The following is a 19687-nucleotide window of genomic DNA, read 5'->3' on the forward strand; positions in this document are numbered from 1 at the left end:
GGGCAAGCGCGCTCCTACAGGGGATCGCGTGGTTTTGTAGGAGCGCGCTTGCCCGCGACAGCGATTCCATTCACACCGCAAGGGTCGTTTTTAGGTACGCGATCAGACCAGCTTGTGCTCCATCGCGTACTTCACCAATTCAGCCAGCGACGTGATATTGAGCTTCTGCATCAACCGCGCCTTGTGGGTGCTGATGGTCTTGCTGCTCAGCGCCAGCTGCTGGGCGATGTCGTTGACGTTGGCCCCTTGGGCGAGGCGTTCGAATACCGAAAACTCACGCTCGGACAACAACGAGTGCAGAGGCCGGCTGTCGGTCAGGCCCACCTCGAACACCATGCGGTCGGCCAGATCAGGGTCGATGTAGCGCCCGCCCGACGCCACCCGTCGGATCGCCGTCAGCAGCAGCGCGGGGTCGCTGTCCTTGGTCGCGTAACCGGCTGCGCCGATCTTCAGGGCCCGCGCCGCCATCTGCGCCTCATCGTGCATCGACAGCACAAGAATCGCTGGCGGATTGTTCAGCGCGCGAATCCGGGGAATCGCTTCCAGGCCGTTGACGCCGGGCATGGAGATATCCAGCAGCACCACTTCGCATTCGATATGGCGCAGGGCCTCCAGAAGCTGTTCGCCATTCGCGGCCTCCCCCGCCACCTGAAGATCCTTGGCCAGGCCGATCAACTGCTTGATGCCCTCACGGACGATGGTGTGATCTTCGGCGACCAATACACGAATCACTGCACTTGCTCCTGCGCGACCTGTTCCAGCGGAATCTGGATACGCAAGGTTGTGCCTTCTCCCAGCGTGCTGTCCAGATGCAATCGTCCGCCCATGATCAGCACCCGCTCGCGCATGCCCACCAGACCAAACGACGCCGGGCGCTCCGCCGCCTGATCGAAGCCCTTGCCATCGTCTGCCACGCTCATGCACAGCACACCCGCCTTGAGGCTCAGGTTCAGCTCGACCGAATGAGCCTCGGCGTGGCGCATGACGTTGGTCAGCGCCTCCTGAAGAATGCGAAACAGGCCGATGGCCGTCGCATCGGCAAGCCTTGGCAGGTTGTCCGGCACCTGCACCAGACACGGAATCTGCGTGCGCGCCTCGAAGCGCCGGGCCTGCCACTCGATGGCGGACGCGATGCCCGCGTCCAGGATCGGCGGACGCAACGCCGTGGCCACGTCCCGCACCAGTTGGAACAGTTGGGCGATCAGGCGCTTCATGCTGTTGAGCCGCTCGCGCAATCCGGGATCAAGATCCGCGTAGGCCAGTTCGCACATGGAGGTTTCCAGCTTGAGCACGGTCAACATCTGACCCAGCTCGTCGTGAACTTCCCGGGCGATGCGGGCCTTTTCCTCTTCCCGTACCGTTTCCAGGTGGGCCGACAACTCGCGCAACTGCTCGGCCAGCACCTGCAAGCGCGCCTCGCTTTCCTGCAATGCCGCCAGGGAACGGCGGCGCTCGGTGACGTCGGTGATGAACACCACCAGGTATTCAGCGGAGCGAAAGCGCAGGAAACTCAGGGAGACGTCAGCCGGGAGAATGCTGCCATCGGCGCGTACACAATTGCTTTCGAAGTTCTGCGGCGCGTCGTCGCTGGCCCGGGCGTTCTTCCACAGGTTGAGCCAGCGATCCATGTTCAGGCCCGGCTCGAAGTCGATCAGCGGCCGGTCCACCACCCCGCCGCGCCCGTAGCCCAGCATGCTTTCGGCCGCATGATTGGCGTAGCGCACGTGGCTGTCCCAGTTGACCCAGAGAATGCCCACGGTGCTCTGGTCGATGGAGAACTGCGCCAGACGCAGCGCCTCTTCGCCGGCCAGCCGCCTGGTGATGTCTTCGCGGGCGGCCAGCAACTCACGTTCGAGGGTCTGCTGCTGTTTGCGCTGCCAGTAGACAATCGCCGCGCTGGCCAGGAACAGCACCAGGAACAGCAGCGCGAGGTTTTTCCACAGCCCCGGCGACTCGCTGACCCGCGCGTACTTGGGCTGCAGCCACTGGGCATGCAATTGATCCAGATCCTTGGGAGCAATCGCGTTCAGCGCCTGGCTGATGATGTCGGCCAGTTCCGGCGCATCGCGTCGCGAGGCCACGCGCAGCAACTGCGGGAAGCCGATATCCCCCACCACCGCCAGGTCGGCGAACTCGTTTTCCCGGGACAGGCGGCTGAGCTGGGCCTCATCGACCACGGCGTAGCGTGCCTGCTGGCTGAGCAGCAGTTGCAGGGCCTGGCGATCCAGTGGCACGCCTTGCAGATTCAGATGGGTGTAGTTGGAACGCAGGTAGTCAGCAGTCGCGCTGGGCATGCGCACGGCGATGCGCACCTGCTCGCCGAGCTTTTCAAGATCCACGGCGCCCGCACCGTCCCGCTCGCCCACGATCAGCTGCGGCACGCGCATGTAAGGGTCGGAAAACAGCCACATGCGCAGGCCGGCCGGGGTCTGGGTCAGGCCAGGGGCGAAATCGATCTGTCCCTCGGCGAGGGCTTTCTCAAGCTCGGCCTGATCGGAGAAGTTGCGCCACAGCAGTTCGACCTGCAGGGTCCTGGCCATCAGGTTGACCAGATCCACGTTGGCCCCCGACAACACCTGCGCCCTGCGGTCGAACTGGGCATAGGGCGCCTGCAACACCAGGCCGACGCGCAGTTGTCCATGCTGGTTGAGCCAGTCACGCTGGGCGGCATTGAGCGGATCCGGCGGCGCGGGCGCCACGCCAGCCTGCGCCAGGCAGGACATGGCAATCAGCAGCACGCCCATCAAGAGCGCTCCCGGACAGCCGATAACCCGAAGGCACAGCACGCGGATTCTCAATCTGTCATCCCCACTTCCCTGAATCCTCGATCAATCATCTGGTGTGCATGGCGCCTGAAAGCGGGCGGCGCTACCCGGCCTGACAAACCGTCATCAACCCTTTAGGCTGCCAGAATTGTTTCTGGCCTTTGGAATATTCGATGTCCTACACCATTCGCGCAATGTTTCCCGCGATTTGCCTGACACTGATCTTACCTTGCTCGCAGATGACACTGGCGGCAGATACAGCCCCGGCCAGCGGCGCGAAGCCTGAAGAAAAGGCGCCGGAACGTGCCGTGCTGCCATCACGCAGCCAGGAGGACTCACTGGCGCTGGAGCGGCGGATTCCTCAGATCGAACAGCAGCAGTTGCAGGCCGGCGATGAAAGTTTTCTGGCGTTGTGGAAGCCTGCCAACGTCGACGAGCCCAAGGGCGCGGTGGTGATCGTTCCTGGCGCGGGAGAGTCGGCGGACTGGCCCAACGCGGTCGGCCCACTGCGCAACAAACTGCCGGACGTGGGCTGGGCCAGCTTGAGCCTGACCCTTCCGGATGCTTACGAAGACGGCGTTTTCGCCCGGGCCGCCGAAGCGCCTGCCACCGACGACAAGGCCGCCGCTGACAAGGACAAGGCCAAAGCGCCGGACCCTGGGGCCAGCGCAGAAGCCGATGCTGCTGCGGCCGCCGCACAGGCTGCAGCCCAGGTGGAGCGGGACAAGGCGATTGCCGAGAAGATCTTCGCCCGCATCGACAGCGCCGTGACCTTCGCTCAACAGAACAAGGCCCATAGCGTGGTGCTGCTGGGACACGGAACGGGGGCCTATTGGGCAGCACGCTACATGAGCGAGCGACCTGCGCCGGCGGTGCAGAAACTGGTCATGGTGACGGCAGTGCAGACCAATCAGCAGACGCCAACGCTGCTGCAATTGCTGCCCACCCTTAAAGTGCCGACGGCGGACTTCGTCAACCGCGAACTGGCCGTGCCTCGGCAACAAGCCAAGGATCGCCTGGACGTGAGCAAACGCATCAAGAACGCCCGTTTCACCCAGGTCGCGCTCAACGCCATCCCCGGCAATACCGCAGGCGAGCAGGACCAGTTGTTCCGCCGGGTTCGCGGGTGGCTGGAGAGCGAATAAGCGCAACGCCGGTGAATCTCGCACCGTAGTAGTCCGGCTTGCCGGCGGGGGCGATTTTGAGGGGCGCCTCGCCGGCAAGCCGGACTGCTACGGGGAGTGGGGTCGCTCACAAATTTTCGGCACATCAGGCTGTAGGAGCGCGCTTGCCCGCGACGGCGGTGTGTCAGCCCGCTGATGAGGTGCAGGCAAAACCCCCATCGCGGGCAAGCGCGCTCCTACAATCAGGGATCAGCGGAACCCGCGGCGGTCGCGAATCACGGCGTAGGCGTTGTGCAGTTCGCGGGTTTTTTCGGTGGCGTCGCGCACCTGGGTCTGACTGGCGCCGGACCCTGCGATCTTGTCGGGATGATGGCGACTGAGCAAACGCCGATACGCGCGCTTGATCTGCGCCGGCTCCGAATCCGAGCGCACACCCAGCAGGCGCAACGCCTCCTGGTACTCCCCGCCACTGCTGGCAGGCGCACGGGGCCGTTGTTCATCCTCGGTAGCCGACAACGCTTCGACCCGCTCTGGCGTCCAGCCCAGCCACTTGCCCCACAGCACGATCAGACTGCGCTCGGCCCGTGAAGCCCTGCCGTCTGCCCACGCCATGCGCCAACTGGCGCGCAGTAAACCTTCGGCAGCATGGGGCTGGGTTTTCAGGCGATGCAGATGCACCTGCAGGTTGTCGCGCCCATCCTTGCCACGGTTGAAAGCCGCAATCGCACGCCGCGTCGCCGCCTCGCTCAGGTCCAGGCGGCGCATTTCCACCCGGGCCTGCTGAATGTGACCGTCAACCACCCGGCCATCACTCTTGGCCACGCGCCCCAACAGGATGAACAGCAGCTCTTCATCCTGCGGAACGCTACGCCCTCGGGCGCGCTCCCAGAGTTCGGCCAGGCTCTGCACATGCAGGCGCCGGTCCAGCGCCTGGCCGAGCAACGCGCCCAGCATGGCGCCCGGAATGCTGGCTATCGCATACCCGGTACCGCCGCCGATCACCGTGAATGGCCAAAGCATTTAGGACTTCACCGCAAGGATCTGCTCGACTTCCGCCAACCGCTCGTGGGTGCCGACATCCACCCAACGCCCGCTCAGATGCTCACCGCTCACCTGCCCCTTGGCCATGGCGTCACGCAACAACGGCGCAAGCTTGAAAGCGCCCTCGCTGCATTCGGCAAACAGCTGCGGATGCAGGATGGCAATGCCGCTGTAGGTCAGGCGCGGCAAACTGGCGTCGTCCAGCACCTTGCCATCGACCAGCGCGAAATCGCCAGCCGGGTGATGCGCAGGATTATCCACCAGCACCAGATGCGCCAGGCCCTGAATGGGACGGTTCAACCCGGCGAAATCACACTCGGTCCAGATGTCGCCGTTGACCACCAGGAACGGCTCATCGCCCAGCAGTGGCAGCGCACGGAAGATGCCGCCACCGGTCTCCAGCGGTTCGCCTTCGGGCGAATAGCGGATGCTCAGGCCCAACTGCTCACCATCCCCCAGGTAATCTTCGATCTGCTGCCCGAGCCAGGCATGGTTGATGACCACATCGGTGAAGCCTGCGCGCTTGAGTGCGCGCAGGTGGTACTCGATCAGCGGCACGCCACCGGCGCGCACCAGCGGCTTGGGCGTGTGCAGGGTCAAGGGACGCAGGCGCTCGCCTTTGCCGGCGGCCAGAATCATCGCTTTCATGGGTTCCTCTTGGAAACAGTCTTCACATCCGTACCTTCAAAGCAGCAATTGATGCTCAGGCTTCTTGTTTTGGCTGGCCCAGGCTGGTCAGCAGGTTGTTCAGTTCCACCAGCTCCGGCCGGCGAGCCAGCACGGCTTCTATATAAGAGAAGAAACGCGGGACATCGGCGACGTACCGCGGCTTGCCATCACGATGGCATATGCGGGCAAAGATGCCGATCACCTTCAAGTGACGCTGAACCCCCATCAAATCACTGGCGCGGCGAAACTCCTGGAAATCATCCTGCACGGGAATGCCCAGTGCCACGGCCTTGTCCCAATACAGCTTGAGCCAACCCGCCACACGCTCTTCGGGCCAGCTCAGGAACGCATCCTTGAACAGGCAGGTGATGTCGTAGGTCACCGGGCCGTACACCGCATCCTGGAAATCCAGCACGCCGGGGTTGGGCTCGCTGAGCATCAGGTTGCGCGGCATGTAGTCGCGGTGAACCAGCACTTTGGGCTGCGCCAGGGCGCTCTCGATCAACAGTTCACTGACCCGCTGCCAACTGGCCTGCTGCGATGGGTCGAATTCCACACCCAGATGACGCTTCACGTACCACTCGGGAAAAAGCTCGAGCTCGCGGCGCAACAAGGCAACGTCGTAACTGGGCAGCGGTGCCTGCATCGGCAATTGCTGATAGGCAACCAGCGCGTCGATGGCATCGGCGAACAGTTGATCGGCATTTTGCTCATCGATCACATCCAGATAGGTTTTTCGCCCCAGATCATTGAGTAGCAAAAAGCCTTGATTCAGGTCTTCGGCATAAATTATCGGAACATTAATTCCCGATTCGCTCAATAAATGAGCGATATCCACGAACGGTTTGCAGTTTTCCTGAGGGGGCGGCGCATCCATCACGATAAAAGTGCGACCCTCGCCTTCCCAGCGGAAGTAACGACGAAAACTGGCGTCACTGCTGGCCGCAGTCAACGTGGCCGGGGGTACGGCGCCCCAGCCCTGTGCAGAAAACAATTTTGGCAGCTGCTCATCGAGCCAAACTTTCAGGTGTTGCAGGCGTACATCTTGATCTGGCATTGCAAGGGTCTCCGACGGCGCTAGCCGTCAAGCGGGTCATGCTTTATTATCCGACATCTTTTTCAGCCCATCGAGAGGCGTGCGGCCCCCCCGCGGGCAGATGGCGCGCAGGAAGCCCGGACTAATAAGATGGCATTGAAATCCCCCGCGTTTCGTAAAAAATTTCCGTTGCTGGTAACCGGCAGTTTGCTGGCGATGCAACCCCTGGCCACCCAGTACGTGGTTGCAGCTGAACAGTATGACTGCTCGGTGTCGGCAACAGGTTCCTGGGATTGCGCTCCAAAATCCAACGCAGCCCAGTTGCCTCCGCGGCCTGTGCACGACGCCAACAGCGTGTCGTCCAACAGCAGCACGGCGACTGAGAGCACAACGACCACCGAAAGCGGTGAAGTCGTGCCCAAGACGATGCTGGTCACCGAGGCCAAGGGCCGTGGCCTGAAATCGCGCAGCGCAGACTACAGCCATCTGGACTGGGTGCCACGCGAGAAGTTGACCGCTGCCCAACTGGCAGAGACCGGTCCTTACTGCTCCGGTGCCTACATCGAGCCGATTCGCCCTGGCATGGACGACAAGACCGCCAAGAGCGACGCGCCGACCTTCATCGGTGCCAAGGCCTCGCGCTACCAGCAGGAAGAACAGATCGCAACGCTGGCCGGTGACGTCGTCATGCGCCAGGGTTCGATGCAGGTCGAGTCCGACGAAGCCAGCCTGCACCAGGCCGAGAACCGTGGCGAGCTGAACGGCGATGTCCGTCTGCGCGACAACGGCGCCCTGATCGTGGGTGACCATGCTGAAATCCAGCTGGACACCGGCGAGGCGAAAGTCGACAACGCCGAGTACGTGCTGCACAAATCCAACGTGCGTGGTAACGCGCTGTACGCCCGTCGTGCAGAGAACGCGATCATCCGCCTCAAGGACGGTACGTACACCACGTGCGAACCGAACAGCAACGCCTGGACGGTCAAGGGCAACAACATCACCCTGAACCCGGCCACCGGCTTCGGTACCGCGACCAACGCAACGCTGCGCGTGAAGGACATTCCGATCCTCTACACGCCGTACATCTATTTCCCGATCGACGACCGTCGCCAGTCCGGCTTCCTGCCACCGACCATCGGTGCCAACAGCGACACCGGCTTCTCGTTGCTCACCCCGTACTACTTCAACCTGGCGCCTAACTACGACGCCACGTTGTACCCGACCTACATGGCCAAGCGCGGCCTGTTGCTCGAAGGCGAGTTCCGCTACCTGACCAAGAGCAGTGAAGGTCAGTTCGGTGCCGCTTACCTGAACGACGACAACGATGATCGCAAGCTGCAGTCCGATTACAAGGACACACGCTGGATGATCAACTGGCAGAACCGCAGCGGCCTGGATGAGCGCCTCACTGCCAAGGTCGACTACACCAGGGTCAGCGATCCTTACTACTTCAAGGATCTGAAAAGCGGTCAGGAAGGGGTCAGCACCCATGACTACCTGAACCAGCAAGGGGCTCTGGTCTACCGTGGCGACACCTACACCGCCGGGCTCAACGTCCAGCAGTACCAGTTGACCACAGTGACCCAGACCACGCCTTATGGCCGTCTGCCGCAACTGACCCTCAACGGTACGCTGCCGTACAACCCTGGCGGACTGCGATTCGGGTATGAATCCGAGCTGGTCCGGTTCGATCGTGACCTGCGCACTGGCCAGTACAGTGACGAAGACGGAATCCTGTCGAACCGACTGGACCGCTCCGTGTTCGGCATCGAACGCGCCAACGGCACCCGCCTGAACCTGGCGCCATCCATCAGCCTGCCGATGTCGGCGAGCTATGGTTACGTATTGCCGAAGCTGAAATACGTTTACACCAAGTACGATCTGGACCTGGATGGGCAGGGCAAGGCTGACCTGCTGACGGCCCGCAACCAGGGCGCCGGCTACCAGGAAAACTTCGACAGTGGCGTAGACCGCGCCGTGCCGATCTTCAGCGTGGACAGCGGCCTGTACTTCGACCGCAACACCAACTGGTTCGGCAAGAACTACCGCCAGACCCTGGAACCGCGTCTGTACTACCTCTACGTTCCGGAGAAGGATCAGAAAGACATCCCGATCTTCGACACGGGTGAAACCACGTTCAACTACGGTTCGCTGTTCCGCGACAACCGCTTTGTCGGCTCCGACCGCATCGGTGACGAGAACAAGCTGTCCCTGGGCGTGACCAACCGCTGGATCGAGGAAAACGGCTTCGAACGTCAGCGTTTCAGTATCGGCCAGGCGCTGTACTTCAAGGATCGCAAGGTTCAATTGCCGGGTATCGATGCAGACACCCGCAAGGACTCGCAATCCGACGTATCCCCGTATGCACTGGAATACGAATACCGCTTCAACCGCGACTGGCGTGCCACGTCGGACTTCAACTGGGACCCGGACAGCCGCAGCACCCGCTCCGGCAGCGCCATGGTTCATTACCAGCCTGAAGACGAGCCGGGCAAGATCATCAACGCCGGTTACCGGTACCGTAACGACCAGATCCGCTACGACCAGACCACCGGTCGCTGGACCGTGGGCGGCGGCGACGCGGTTCTGCCAGACGGCTCGGTCATCAAGGACTACTACAAGATCCAGCAGCACGACTTCTCGGTCATCTGGCCAGTCGTGCCGCAGTGGAGCGCCATTGCTCGTTGGCAGTTCGACTACAACCGCAACCGTACCCTCGAAGCCTTCGGTGGTTTCGAATACGACAACTGCTGCTGGAAGCTGCGTCTGATCAACCGCTACTGGGTTGACTACGACGAATCCACTCAAGAAGTTGCGAGCAACGAGAAAGGCGACCGCGGCATCTTCCTACAAATCGTGTTGAAGGGACTTGGCGGCGTTGTTGGCCAAAAAGTTGAAAGCTTCCTCGACAAAGGCATCCAAGGTTATCGTGAACGTGAAGACCAAGCTTTCTGATTGTCTGCGCCCGCTGATGCTGGGCGCGCTGCTCATCGGTACCGTAGCGCACGCTGAAGTGCGCTCCATCGACAAGGTTGTAGCCATCGTCGACAACGACGTGGTCATGCAAAGCCAGCTCGACCAACGCACCCGTGAAGTTCAGCAAACCATCGCCAAGCGCGGCCAGGGCGTCCCCCCGGCCAGCGCGCTGGAATCCCAGGTCCTGGATCGTCTGATCCTGGAAAACCTGCAGTTGCAGATCGGCGAGCGCTCCGGCATTCGAATCACCGACGAAGAACTGAACCAGGCGGTCGGCACCATCGCTCAACGCAACAACATGAGCATCGAGCAGTTCAAGGCGGCGCTGGCCCACGACGGCCTGTCGTACAACACCGCCCGTGAGCAGATCCGCCGTGAAATGGTCATCAGCCGGGTGCGTCAGCGCCGGGTCGCCGAGCGTATCCAGGTGTCAGAACAGGAAGTGAAGAACTTCCTGGCTTCGGACCTGGGCAAGGCGCAGTTCTCCGAAGAGTTCCACCTGGCCAACATCCTGATTCCTACCCCTGACAGCGCCTCTTCGGACCAGATCCAGGCAGCCGCGGTCAAGGCCAAGGACATCTACGGCAAGTTGCAGCAAGGCGCGAACTTCGAGCAACTGGCGATCTCTTCCTCGGCCAGCGAAAGCGCCCTGGACGGCGGCGACATGGGCTGGCGCAAAGCCGCTCAACTGCCACCGCCATTCGGCGACATGCTCAACTCGATGAGCCCGGGCGAAGTGACACCTCCTGCCCGTACCCCAGGCGGTTTCATCATCCTCAAGTTGCTGGCAAAACGCGGCGGCGAGAATCAGACCCAGATGCGCGACGAAGTCCATGTTCGTCACATCCTGATCAAGCCAAGCGAAATCCGCAGCGAAGCTGAAACCAAGATGCTCGCGCAGCGCATCTACGACCGTATCCAGAACGGCGAAGACTTTGCAGAACTTGCGAAGAACTTCTCCGAAGACCCGGGTTCGGCGCTCAACGGCGGCGACATGAACTGGGTTGATCCGCGCACGCTGGTGCCGGAATTCCGCGATGTGATGAACGAGACCCCGCAAGGTGTCGTTTCCAAGCCGTTCCAGACTCAATTCGGCTGGCACGTTCTGGAAGTGTTGGGCCGTCGTGCAACCGACAGCACCAACCAGGCTCGCGAGCAACAGGCGATGACCGTACTGCGTAACCGCAAGTACGACGAAGAGCTGCAAACCTGGCTGCGTCAGATCCGCGACGAAGCCTATGTAGAAATCAAGCTCCCTGGCGCCGACCAGGCTGCCAAGTGAAACCCCAGCGTTTCGCCCTGACACCCGGCGAGCCCGCCGGCATTGGTCCTGACCTCTGCCTGCTGCTCGCCGCGCAGTCCCAGCCTCATCCCCTGATTGCCATCACCAGTTGCGACCTGCTCAACGAGCGGGCCGCGCAACTGGGCGTGGCCGTCAGCCTGATTCCCGTCACGCCGGATGCCTTTCCCAACCTGCCCGCCCCTGCCGGCAGCCTGTATGTGTGGGACACCCCGCTGGGTGCGCCTGTCATCACCGGGCAACTGGACAAGGCCAACGGCAGTTTCGTACTTGAAACCCTGACCCGCGCCGGGCAAGGGTGCATCGACGGCCAGTTCGCCGGGATGATTACCGCACCGGTGCACAAGGGCGTCATCAACGAAAGCGGCATCCCGTTCTCCGGGCATACCGAATTCCTGGCCGAACTGACCCACACCGAACAGGTGGTGATGATGCTCGCCACTGGCGATCTGCGGGTGGCACTGGTGACCACTCACCTGCCCCTGCGTGACATCGCCGATGCGATCACCCCGGACCGGCTGGAGCGCGTCACGCGCATTCTCCACGCTGACCTGGTCAACAAGTTCGGCATCGCCCATCCGCGCATTCTGGTCTGTGGCCTGAATCCGCACGCGGGCGAAGGCGGCCATCTGGGCCGCGAAGAAATCGACATCATCGAACCAACCCTGGAGCGTCTGCGCAGCGATGGCCTGGATTTGCGCGGCCCGCTGCCCGCCGACACTCTGTTTACCCCCAAATATCTGGAGCACTGCGACGCAGTGCTGGCGATGTACCACGACCAAGGCCTGCCCGTGCTCAAGTACAAAGGCTTCGGGGCCGCCGTCAACGTCACCCTTGGCCTGCCGATCATCCGCACATCCGTGGACCACGGCACGGCGCTGGACCTGGCAGGCAGCGGCAAGATCGACACCGGCAGCCTCAAGGTCGCGTTGCAAACCGCCTATCAGATGGCCGAGACCCGTAAATGACCGAGCAATACCAACACAAGGCGCGCAAGCGCTTCGGCCAGAACTTCCTGCACGACGCAGGCGTTATCGACAAGATCCTGCGCTCGATCCGCGCCAAGGCCGATGACCGCATGCTGGAAATCGGCCCGGGCCAAGGCGCCCTGACTGAAGGTCTGCTGAGCAGCGGCGCGCAACTGGACGTCGTCGAGCTGGACAAGGATCTGGTGCCGATCCTGATGCAGCAGTTCAGCCACCTGACCAACTTCAACCTGCACCAGGGCGATGCGCTGAAGTTCGACTTCACCAGCCTGAACGCGGCCCCCAGCAGCCTCCGCGTGGTCGGTAACCTGCCGTACAACATTTCCACGCCGCTGATTTTCCATCTGCTGCAGAACGCCCACCTGATCCGCGACATGCATTTCATGCTGCAGAAGGAAGTGGTCGAGCGTCTGGCCGCAGGGCCTGGCGGTGGTGATTGGGGCCGTCTGTCGATCATGGTCCAGTACCACTGCCGCGTGGAGCATCTGTTCAACGTGGGCCCAGGCGCGTTCAATCCGCCGCCGAAAGTCGACTCGGCCATCGTGCGCCTGGTGCCGCACGAAACCCTGCCGCACCCGGCCAAGGATCACCGCGTGCTTGAGCGCGTCGTGCGCGAAGCGTTCAACCAGCGCCGCAAGACCCTGCGCAACACGCTCAAGGCGCTGCTCACCAGCGAGGAAATTTCCGAAGCTGGCGTAGACGGCAGCCTGCGCCCCGAGCAGCTGGATCTGGCTGCGTTCGTGCGCCTGGCTGACAAACTCAGCGACAAGCCTGTCGTCTGATACCTGCAAGGACATGTCCGGGCCAAGCCGCCATTGGTTTTTTTACCCGTGACATGTCCTAGACTGAACCCTTTCCGGGCTTTTCCGGCTTTTTCCGCTCCCGCTTTAAGGCCTCTCGCATGTCCGATCCTCGTTATCAGGTCGACGTCAGCGTCGTTACCCGCTTCCTCGCCGAACAGTCTCAGCCAGAGCAGAACCGCTTTGCGTTCGCGTACACCATCACCGTGCACAACAACGGTGAACTGCCTGCCAAGCTGCTGTCGCGTCACTGGGTGATCACCGACGGCGACGGCCATGTCGAAGAAGTTCGCGGCGAGGGCGTCGTGGGCCAGCAGCCGCTGATCCAGGCCGGAGAAAGCCACACCTACAGCAGCGGCACCGTGATGACGACCAAGGTCGGCAACATGCAGGGTACTTACCAGATGCTCGCCGAAGACGGCAAACGCTTTGACGCGGTTATCGCACCGTTCCGGCTGGCGGTACCGGGGGCGCTTCACTGATGACGGTTTACGCGGTCGGCGATCTGCAAGGTTGCCTTGAACCTCTGAAATGCCTGCTGGAGCGCGTTTCGTTCGAACGCGGCAAAGACACGCTCTGGCTGGTGGGCGACCTGGTCAATCGCGGTCCCCAGTCGCTGGAAACCCTGCGTTACCTCTACGCCATGCGCGACTCTGTCGTCTGCGTGCTGGGCAATCACGACCTGCACCTGCTGGCTGCCGGGCGCAACATCGAACGCCTGAAAAAGGGCGACACCCTGCGCGAAATCCTCGAAGCGCCCGATGCCAGGGACCTGCTCGACTGGCTGCGCCAGCAGAAGCTGCTGCACTACGACGCCGAGCGTGACATCGCCCTGGTGCACGCAGGGATCCCGCCGCAGTGGACCTTGAAGAAGGCCCTGCGCTGCGCCGAAGAAGTCGAAGAGGCCCTGCGCGACGACAACCTGTTCGAGCCGTTTCTGGATGGCATGTACGGCAACGAGCCGGCCAAGTGGGACAAGGACCTGCACGGCGTCACGCGGCTGCGGGTCATCACCAATTACTTCACGCGCATGCGCTTCTGCACCGCTGACGGCAAGCTGGACCTCAAGAGCAAGGAAGGCCTGGACAGCGCTCCAGATGGCTACCTGCCATGGTTCAGCCACAAGGATCGCAAGACCCGCGGCCTGAACATCATCTTCGGCCATTGGGCTGCTCTTGAAGGGCGATGCGACGAGCCTGGCGTCTACGCCCTGGACACCGGCTGCGTGTGGGGCGGCAGGATGCGCATGCTCGACGTCGATACCCGGCAGTTGATCCACTGCGACTGCGACGAGCGCGGCAACCTTGCCCCTTCAACATCCAGCAACCCTGGCACTGGCGACTCCATCGCAGCCCAGCGTTAGAATTCCCTTTTCCGTTCTCGAATCGTCGAGAACCCAACGGCCCAGGAGCCCACGCCATGACCGACTTCAAACGCATTCCGCCGGAGCAGGCCCAGGCCCTGCGTGAGCAAGGCGCGGTGCTGGTCGATGTTCGCGACGCACAGACGTTCGCCAGCAGCCACATCCCCGACTCGCATCATCTGGACAATCATTCCATTGCCGATTTCATCCGCAATGCCGATCTCGACAAACCGCTCGTCGTCGTCTGCTACCACGGCAACTCCAGCCAGAGCGCCGCAGCCTATCTTGTAGGTCAGGGCTTCTCCGAGGTCTACAGCATGGATGGCGGTTTCGAACTGTGGAAAACCACTTTCCCCGCAGAAACCGCACAAGGCTGATTCGAAAATATTTTTTTGACGCCCGATCCCGCGTTCTACGCGGGCTCGCGCCCTCAACTGACGAACGGTAAGCCTGCCTTCACGCGCATTCCTTCTTTGTATGCGCGATTCCGATCTATCCTTACCTCAGGCCATCCGAATCAGGGGAGAGCCGGTACACCGGCGCGCGGGTCATCGGTAGCTACTTTTATGGTGTTTGGGGGGTAAATGGTTGTCGAGTGATCGGCGTCCATCCAACATCGACTGACGATCCGCCGCCGGCTCCACGTATCGAGCGAGGTGACGTCATGAGTATTTTTAGCCACTTCCAACAACGCTTTGAATCGACACGCCAGGAAGAGCTCTCGCTACAGGAGTACCTGGAGCTTTGCAAAACCGATCGCAGCGCATACGCCTCAGCCGCAGAGCGTCTTCTGATGGCCATTGGCGAGCCTGAGTTGTTCGACACCTCGACCAACTCCCGGCTATCACGCATCTTCTCCAACAAGGTCATCCGGCGCTATCCGGCGTTCGAGGATTTCCACGGCATGGAGGACTGCATCGAGCAAATCGTCTCGTACTTCCGCCATGCGGCCCAGGGCCTGGAAGAGAAGAAACAGATCCTTTACCTGCTCGGCCCTGTAGGCGGCGGCAAGTCGTCCCTGGCTGAAAAACTCAAACAGCTGGTCGAAAAAATACCTTTCTACGCCATCAAGGGCTCGCCGGTTTTCGAATCGCCCTTGGGCCTGTTCAAACCCACCGAAGACGGGACGATCCTCGAAGAGGACTACGGCATCCCGCGCCGCTACCTCAACACCATCATGTCGCCATGGGCGACCAAACGACTGGCCGAGTTCGGGGGCGACATCAGCCAGTTCAAGGTGGTCAAACTCTATCCGTCGATCCTCAACCAGATCGCCGTGGCCAAGACCGAACCTGGTGATGAAAACAACCAGGACATCTCGGCGCTCGTCGGCAAGGTCGACATCCGCAAGCTCGAGGAATACCCACAGAACGACGCCGATGCCTACAGCTACTCGGGCGCGCTGTGCCGGGCCAACCAGGGCCTGATGGAATTCGTGGAGATGTTCAAGGCGCCGATCAAGGTCCTGCACCCACTGCTCACCGCCACCCAGGAAGGTAACTACAACAGTACCGAAGGCCTGGGCGCGATCCCGTTCACCGGTATCCTGCTGGCCCACTCCAACGAATCGGAGTGGCACACCTTCCGCAACAACAAGAACAACGAAGCCTTCATCGACCGGATCTACATCGTCAAGGTGCCGTACTGCCTGCGCGTCAGCGACGAGATCAAGATCTACGACAAGCTTCTGTTCAACAGCTCGCTGGCCAAGGCCCATTGCGCGCCCGACACACTGAAAATGCTCGCTCAGTTCACTGTGTTGTCGCGCCTCAAGGAGCCTGAAAACTCGAACATCTACTCCAAGATGCGGGTCTACGACGGCGAGAACCTCAAGGACACCGATCCCAAGGCCAAGTCGATCCAGGAATATCGCGACAGCGCCGGCGTGGATGAAGGCATGAATGGCCTGTCCACCCGCTTCGCGTTCAAGATTCTGTCGAAAGTCTTCAACTTCGATCCGCACGAAGTGGCCGCCAACCCGGTTCACCTGCTGTACGTGCTGGAGCAGCAGATCGAGCAGGAACAGTTCCAGGCCGAAACCCGCGAGCGCTACCTGCGCTTCATCAAGGAATACCTGGCGCCGCGATACATCGAGTTCATCGGCAAGGAAATCCAGACGGCGTACCTGGAGTCCTACAGCGAGTACGGCCAGAACATCTTCGACCGCTATGTGCTCTACGCGGACTTCTGGATTCAGGATCAGGAATACCGCGATCCGGAAACCGGGGAAATCCTCAACCGCGTGGCCCTGAACGAAGAACTGGAGAAGATCGAGAAACCCGCTGGCATCAGCAATCCGAAGGATTTCCGCAACGAGATCGTCAACTTCGTGCTGCGTGCCCGTGCCAACAACAACGGCAAGAACCCGACCTGGCTCAGCTACGAGAAGCTGCGCGTGGTGATCGAGAAGAAAATGTTCTCCAACACCGAGGATCTGCTGCCGGTCATCAGCTTCAACGCAAAAGCCAGCAAAGAGGATCAACAGAAGCACAACGACTTCGTTACCCGAATGGTCGAAAGGGGCTACACCGACAAACAGGTTCGCTTGCTCTCCGAGTGGTACCTGCGGGTCAGGAAATCCCAATAAGCAGCAACGAAGCAGCGACAAGTTGCAAGCTTCAAGCTGCAAGCCAAGAGCAATCCGGTGCGCTGGATAAGGCACCGGCATACTTGAGGCCTGCCGCTTGGGGCGGGTAATTTGCAATCAAACTTGCAGCTTGCGGCTTAAAGCTTGCAGCTCCCCGAAGGGGCCCCCTATGAGCTACGTGATCGACCGACGTCTCAATGGCAAGAACAAGAGCACGGTGAACCGGCAGCGTTTCCTGCGCCGCTACCGTGACCACATCAAGAAAGCAGTGGAAGAAGCCGTCAGCCGCCGCTCCATTACCGATATGGAGCACGGCGAACAGATCAGCATTCCCGGTCGCGACATCGACGAACCGGTGCTTCACCACGGGCGCGGCGGCAAACAGACCGTCGTGCACCCCGGCAACAAAGAATTCACCACCGGTGAACACATCGCCCGCCCGCAAGGTGGCGGCGGTGGCAAAGGGCCTGGCAAGGCGAGCAACTCCGGCGAAGGCATGGACGAGTTCGTGTTCCAGATCACCCAGGAAGAATTCCTCGAATTCATGTTCGAAGACCTCGAACTGCCCAACCTGGTCAAACGCAACCTCAGCGGCACCGACACCTTCAAGACCGTGCGCGCGGGCATCAGCAACGAAGGCAACCCGTCACGCATCAATATCATTCGCACGCTGCGTTCGGCACACGCCCGCCGCATCGCGCTGTCCGGCAGCAGCCGGGCCAAACTCAAGGAAGTACTCGCCGAACTCGAGCGCCTGAAACGCGAGGAGCCTGACAACTTCGGCGACATCCAGGAGCTGGAAATCGAAGCCGAGCGTCTGCAGGCACGGATCAAGCGCGTACCGTACCTGGATACTTTCGACCTCAAGTACAACCTGCTGGTCAAGCAGCCCAACCCCAGCTCCAAGGCCGTCATGTTCTGCCTTATGGACGTCTCGGGCTCCATGACCCAGGCGACCAAGGACATCGCCAAGCGCTTCTTCATCCTGTTGTACCTGTTCCTGAAGCGGAATTACGACAAGATCGAAGTGGTGTTCATCCGCCATCACACCAGTGCGCGGGAAGTGGACGAAGAGGAGTTTTTCTATTCCCGGGAAACCGGCGGCACCATCGTCTCCAGTGCCCTGAAACTGATGCAGGAGATCATGGCCGAGCGCTACCCCACCAACGAGTGGAACATCTACGCAGCCCAGGCCTCGGACGGCGACAACTGGAACGACGACTCACCCATCTGCCGCGACATTCTGATCAACCAGATCATGCCGTTCGTGCAGTACTACACTTACGTCGAAATCACCCCACGCGAGCATCAGGCGCTGTGGTTCGAATACGAGCGCATCGGCGAGGCCTTCGCCGACACGTTCGCCCAGCAGCAGCTGGTCTCTGCCGGTGACATCTATCCGGTATTCCGTGAACTCTTCCAGCGCAGGTTAGTGACATGACCGGTAGAGAGCAGAAACGCCAACCCCTTTCCACGGGTTCAGAGTGGACGTTCGAACTGATCCAGGCCTATGACCGGGAGATCAGCCGCATCGCCGAGCGTTATGCCCTGGACACCTACCCCAACCAGATCGAGGTGATCACCGCCGAGCAGATGATGGACGCCTATGCGTCGGTCGGCATGCCGCTGGGCTATCACCATTGGTCCTACGGCAAGCATTTCCTGAGCACCGAAAAATCCTACTCACGCGGACAGATGGGTCTGGCGTACGAGATCGTCATCAACTCCGATCCGTGCATCGCTTATCTGATGGAAGAAAACACCATCTGCATGCAGGCTCTGGTGGTGGCCCATGCCTGCTATGGCCACAACAGCTTCTTCAAGGGCAATTACCTGTTCCGCACCTGGACCGACGCCAGCTCGATCATCGATTACCTGGTGTTCGCCAAGCAGTACATCATGCAGTGCGAGGAGCGCCACGGCATCGACGCGGTCGAGGACCTGCTCGACTCCTGCCATGCGCTGATGAACTACGGTGTTGACCGCTACAAGCGGCCCTACCCTATCTCGGCCGAAGAAGAACGCCGCCGGCAGAAGGATCGGGAAGAGCACTTGCAGAAGCAGATCAACGATCTGTGGCGCACCATCCCGAAAAACGCCAACAAGAACGACAAGGAGGATTACTCGCGCTTCCCCGCAGAACCGCAGGAAAACATCCTCTATTTCATTGAAAAGCACGCGCCCTTGCTGGAGCCATGGCAGCGTGAAGTGGTGCGCATCGTGCGCAAGATCGCGCAGTATTTTTATCCACAGCGCCAGACCCAGGTGATGAACGAAGGCTGGGCGACGTTCTGGCACTACACCTTGATGAACGACCTGTACGACGAAGGCCTGGTCACTGACGGATTCATGCTCGAATTCCTGCAGTCCCACACCAGCGTGGTGTTCCAGCCCGGCTTCGACAGCCCGTACTACAGCGGCATCAACCCATACACCCTGGGCTTTGCGATGTACCAGGACATCCGCCGCATGTGCGAACACCCAACCGAAGAGGATCGCCGCTGGTTCCCCGAACTTGCCGGCACAGACTGGCTCACTGCCGTGAAGTTCGCCATGAGCAGCTTCAAGGACGAGAGCTTCATCCTGCAGTACCTGTCACCCAAGGTCATTCGTGACCTGAAGCTGTTCAGCATCCTGGATGACGACCAGAAAGACGATCTGCTGGTGCCTGCCATCCATGACGAAACCGGCTACAGGACCATTAGAGAGACTCTGGCCGCCCAGTACAATCTGGGCAATCGTGAACCCAACGTTCAGATCTACAGCATCGACCGTCGCGGCGACCGCTCCCTGACCCTGCGCCACCAGCAGCATGACCGCAAACCGCTGGGCGACTCCACCGACGAGGTGCTCAAACACCTGCATCGCCTGTGGGGTTTCGATATCCATCTGGAAACGCTCCAGGGCGACCAGATCATGAAAGTCCACCACGTGCCACCGAGAAGCGAACACGCTGACAGTGAATATCCCCGGCTCGACCTCGCGGTCGTTCACCTTTAGGGGATAACGCAATTGCCGCCTCCGCACGCGTGACATTAGG

At 61.1% G+C, this 19687-nt stretch carries 16 protein-coding genes; 11 read left to right on the plus strand and 5 right to left on the minus strand.

The features are described 5' to 3' along the window. Window positions 1–102: 102 nt before the first annotated feature. Together ACIPOO_RS16540 and ACIPOO_RS16545 are read right to left on the minus strand one after the other, a co-directional pair. Window positions 103–732, minus strand: a complete 630-nt coding sequence (locus tag ACIPOO_RS16540; RefSeq protein WP_274136780.1) for a response regulator transcription factor — start codon at window positions 730–732, stop codon at window positions 103–105. Next, the gene (locus tag ACIPOO_RS16545; protein WP_400608600.1) at window positions 729–2744 is read right to left on the minus strand and encodes a histidine kinase; all 2016 of its coding nucleotides are present in this window, start codon (window positions 2742–2744) and stop codon (window positions 729–731) included. The genes ACIPOO_RS16540 and ACIPOO_RS16545 overlap by 4 nt, the downstream gene beginning before the upstream one ends. 194 nt (window positions 2745–2938) lie before the next feature. On the opposite strand from ACIPOO_RS16545, the gene ACIPOO_RS16550 reads away from it, so the two are divergent. After that, window positions 2939–3910, plus strand: coding sequence for an alpha/beta hydrolase family protein (locus ACIPOO_RS16550; RefSeq protein WP_400608601.1), 972 nt, complete (start codon window positions 2939–2941; stop codon window positions 3908–3910). Between the two features lie 228 nt (window positions 3911–4138). On the opposite strand, the gene ACIPOO_RS16555 is transcribed toward ACIPOO_RS16550, so the two are convergent. The 3 genes from ACIPOO_RS16555 to ACIPOO_RS16565 are packed head-to-tail and all read right to left on the minus strand — an operon-like array spanning window position 4139 to window position 6656. Continuing rightward, the gene (locus ACIPOO_RS16555; protein ID WP_400608602.1) at window positions 4139–4909 is read right to left on the minus strand and encodes a TerB family tellurite resistance protein; all 771 of its coding nucleotides are present in this window, start codon (window positions 4907–4909) and stop codon (window positions 4139–4141) included. Continuing rightward, window positions 4910–5578: an N-acetylmuramate alpha-1-phosphate uridylyltransferase MurU gene (gene murU / locus ACIPOO_RS16560; RefSeq protein ID WP_274131438.1), complete on the minus strand. Its 669-nt coding sequence runs from the start codon at window positions 5576–5578 to the stop codon at window positions 4910–4912. A 55-nt stretch (window positions 5579–5633) separates the two neighbouring features. Next, window positions 5634–6656, minus strand: coding sequence for an aminoglycoside phosphotransferase family protein (locus ACIPOO_RS16565; RefSeq protein ID WP_400608603.1), 1023 nt, complete (start codon window positions 6654–6656; stop codon window positions 5634–5636). A 129-nt stretch (window positions 6657–6785) separates the two neighbouring features. On the opposite strand from ACIPOO_RS16565, the gene ACIPOO_RS16570 reads away from it, so the two are divergent. The 10 genes from ACIPOO_RS16570 to ACIPOO_RS16615 all read left to right on the plus strand — a co-directional run bounded on the left by ACIPOO_RS16570 (window position 6786) and on the right by ACIPOO_RS16615 (window position 19647). After that, window positions 6786–9590: an LPS-assembly protein LptD gene (locus tag ACIPOO_RS16570; RefSeq protein WP_274131442.1), complete on the plus strand. Its 2805-nt coding sequence runs from the start codon at window positions 6786–6788 to the stop codon at window positions 9588–9590. Continuing rightward, window positions 9571–10893 carry a peptidylprolyl isomerase gene (locus ACIPOO_RS16575; RefSeq protein WP_274131445.1) on the plus strand — a complete coding sequence of 441 codons (1323 nt, stop codon included), beginning with the start codon at window positions 9571–9573 and terminating at the stop codon, window positions 10891–10893. The genes ACIPOO_RS16570 and ACIPOO_RS16575 overlap by 20 nt, the downstream gene beginning before the upstream one ends. Further along, a complete protein-coding gene (gene pdxA, locus ACIPOO_RS16580; protein WP_400608604.1) occupies window positions 10890–11879 on the plus strand; it encodes a 4-hydroxythreonine-4-phosphate dehydrogenase PdxA in 990 nt (329 codons plus the stop codon). Before ACIPOO_RS16575 ends, pdxA begins: the two co-directional genes overlap by 4 nt. Continuing rightward, on the plus strand, window positions 11876–12679 hold the full coding sequence (gene rsmA / locus ACIPOO_RS16585) for a 16S rRNA (adenine(1518)-N(6)/adenine(1519)-N(6))-dimethyltransferase RsmA (protein ID WP_400608605.1): 804 nt from the start codon (window positions 11876–11878) through the stop codon (window positions 12677–12679). Before pdxA ends, rsmA begins: the two co-directional genes overlap by 4 nt. 119 nt (window positions 12680–12798) lie before the next feature. Further along, on the plus strand, window positions 12799–13179 hold the full coding sequence (gene apaG, locus ACIPOO_RS16590) for a Co2+/Mg2+ efflux protein ApaG (protein ID WP_400608606.1): 381 nt from the start codon (window positions 12799–12801) through the stop codon (window positions 13177–13179). Further along, complete coding sequence (locus ACIPOO_RS16595) at window positions 13179–14060, plus strand: symmetrical bis(5'-nucleosyl)-tetraphosphatase (RefSeq protein ID WP_400608607.1); 882 nt, start codon at window positions 13179–13181, stop codon at window positions 14058–14060. Before apaG ends, ACIPOO_RS16595 begins: the two co-directional genes overlap by 1 nt. A gap of 56 nt (window positions 14061–14116) precedes the next feature. Beyond that, window positions 14117–14437, plus strand: a complete 321-nt coding sequence (glpE, locus tag ACIPOO_RS16600; RefSeq protein ID WP_400608608.1) for a thiosulfate sulfurtransferase GlpE — start codon at window positions 14117–14119, stop codon at window positions 14435–14437. Window positions 14438–14724: 287 nt separating this feature from the next. Continuing rightward, window positions 14725–16647 carry a PrkA family serine protein kinase gene (locus ACIPOO_RS16605; RefSeq protein WP_274131456.1) on the plus strand — a complete coding sequence of 641 codons (1923 nt, stop codon included), beginning with the start codon at window positions 14725–14727 and terminating at the stop codon, window positions 16645–16647. Window positions 16648–16816: 169 nt separating this feature from the next. After that, entirely contained in the window at window positions 16817–18088 is a 1272-nt protein-coding gene (locus ACIPOO_RS16610; RefSeq protein ID WP_274131458.1) for a YeaH/YhbH family protein, read from the plus strand. After that, window positions 18085–19647 carry a SpoVR family protein gene (locus tag ACIPOO_RS16615; protein WP_274131459.1) on the plus strand — a complete coding sequence of 521 codons (1563 nt, stop codon included), beginning with the start codon at window positions 18085–18087 and terminating at the stop codon, window positions 19645–19647. The genes ACIPOO_RS16610 and ACIPOO_RS16615 overlap by 4 nt, the downstream gene beginning before the upstream one ends. The last annotated feature ends 40 nt before the right edge of the window (window positions 19648–19687 follow it).

This window comes from Pseudomonas sp. NPDC090201 (assembly GCF_044746825.1).
GTDB classification, from domain to species: domain Bacteria; phylum Pseudomonadota; class Gammaproteobacteria; order Pseudomonadales; family Pseudomonadaceae; genus Aquipseudomonas; species Aquipseudomonas putida_AD.

Bases quoted from the DNA above. Each gene is read 5' to 3' on its own strand.
- ACIPOO_RS16545 (WP_400608600.1), bottom strand. From the start codon at position 2,744: ATGGGCGTGCTGCTGATTGCCATGTCCTGCCTGGCGCAGGCTGGCGTG.
- ACIPOO_RS16550 (WP_400608601.1), top strand. From the start codon at position 2,939: ATGTCCTACACCATTCGCGCAATGTTTCCCGCGATTTGCCTGACACTG.
- ACIPOO_RS16555 (WP_400608602.1), bottom strand. From the start codon at position 4,909: ATGCTTTGGCCATTCACGGTGATCGGCGGCGGTACCGGGTATGCGATA.
- murU (WP_274131438.1), bottom strand. From the start codon at position 5,578: ATGAAAGCGATGATTCTGGCCGCCGGCAAAGGCGAGCGCCTGCGTCCC.
- ACIPOO_RS16565 (WP_400608603.1), bottom strand. From the start codon at position 6,656: ATGCCAGATCAAGATGTACGCCTGCAACACCTGAAAGTTTGGCTCGAT.
- ACIPOO_RS16570 (WP_274131442.1), top strand. From the start codon at position 6,786: ATGGCATTGAAATCCCCCGCGTTTCGTAAAAAATTTCCGTTGCTGGTA.
- rsmA (WP_400608605.1), top strand. From the start codon at position 11,876: ATGACCGAGCAATACCAACACAAGGCGCGCAAGCGCTTCGGCCAGAAC.
- apaG (WP_400608606.1), top strand. From the start codon at position 12,799: ATGTCCGATCCTCGTTATCAGGTCGACGTCAGCGTCGTTACCCGCTTC.
- ACIPOO_RS16595 (WP_400608607.1), top strand. From the start codon at position 13,179: ATGACGGTTTACGCGGTCGGCGATCTGCAAGGTTGCCTTGAACCTCTG.
- glpE (WP_400608608.1), top strand. From the start codon at position 14,117: ATGACCGACTTCAAACGCATTCCGCCGGAGCAGGCCCAGGCCCTGCGT.
- ACIPOO_RS16605 (WP_274131456.1), top strand. From the start codon at position 14,725: ATGAGTATTTTTAGCCACTTCCAACAACGCTTTGAATCGACACGCCAG.
- ACIPOO_RS16610 (WP_274131458.1), top strand. From the start codon at position 16,817: ATGAGCTACGTGATCGACCGACGTCTCAATGGCAAGAACAAGAGCACG.
- ACIPOO_RS16615 (WP_274131459.1), top strand. From the start codon at position 18,085: ATGACCGGTAGAGAGCAGAAACGCCAACCCCTTTCCACGGGTTCAGAG.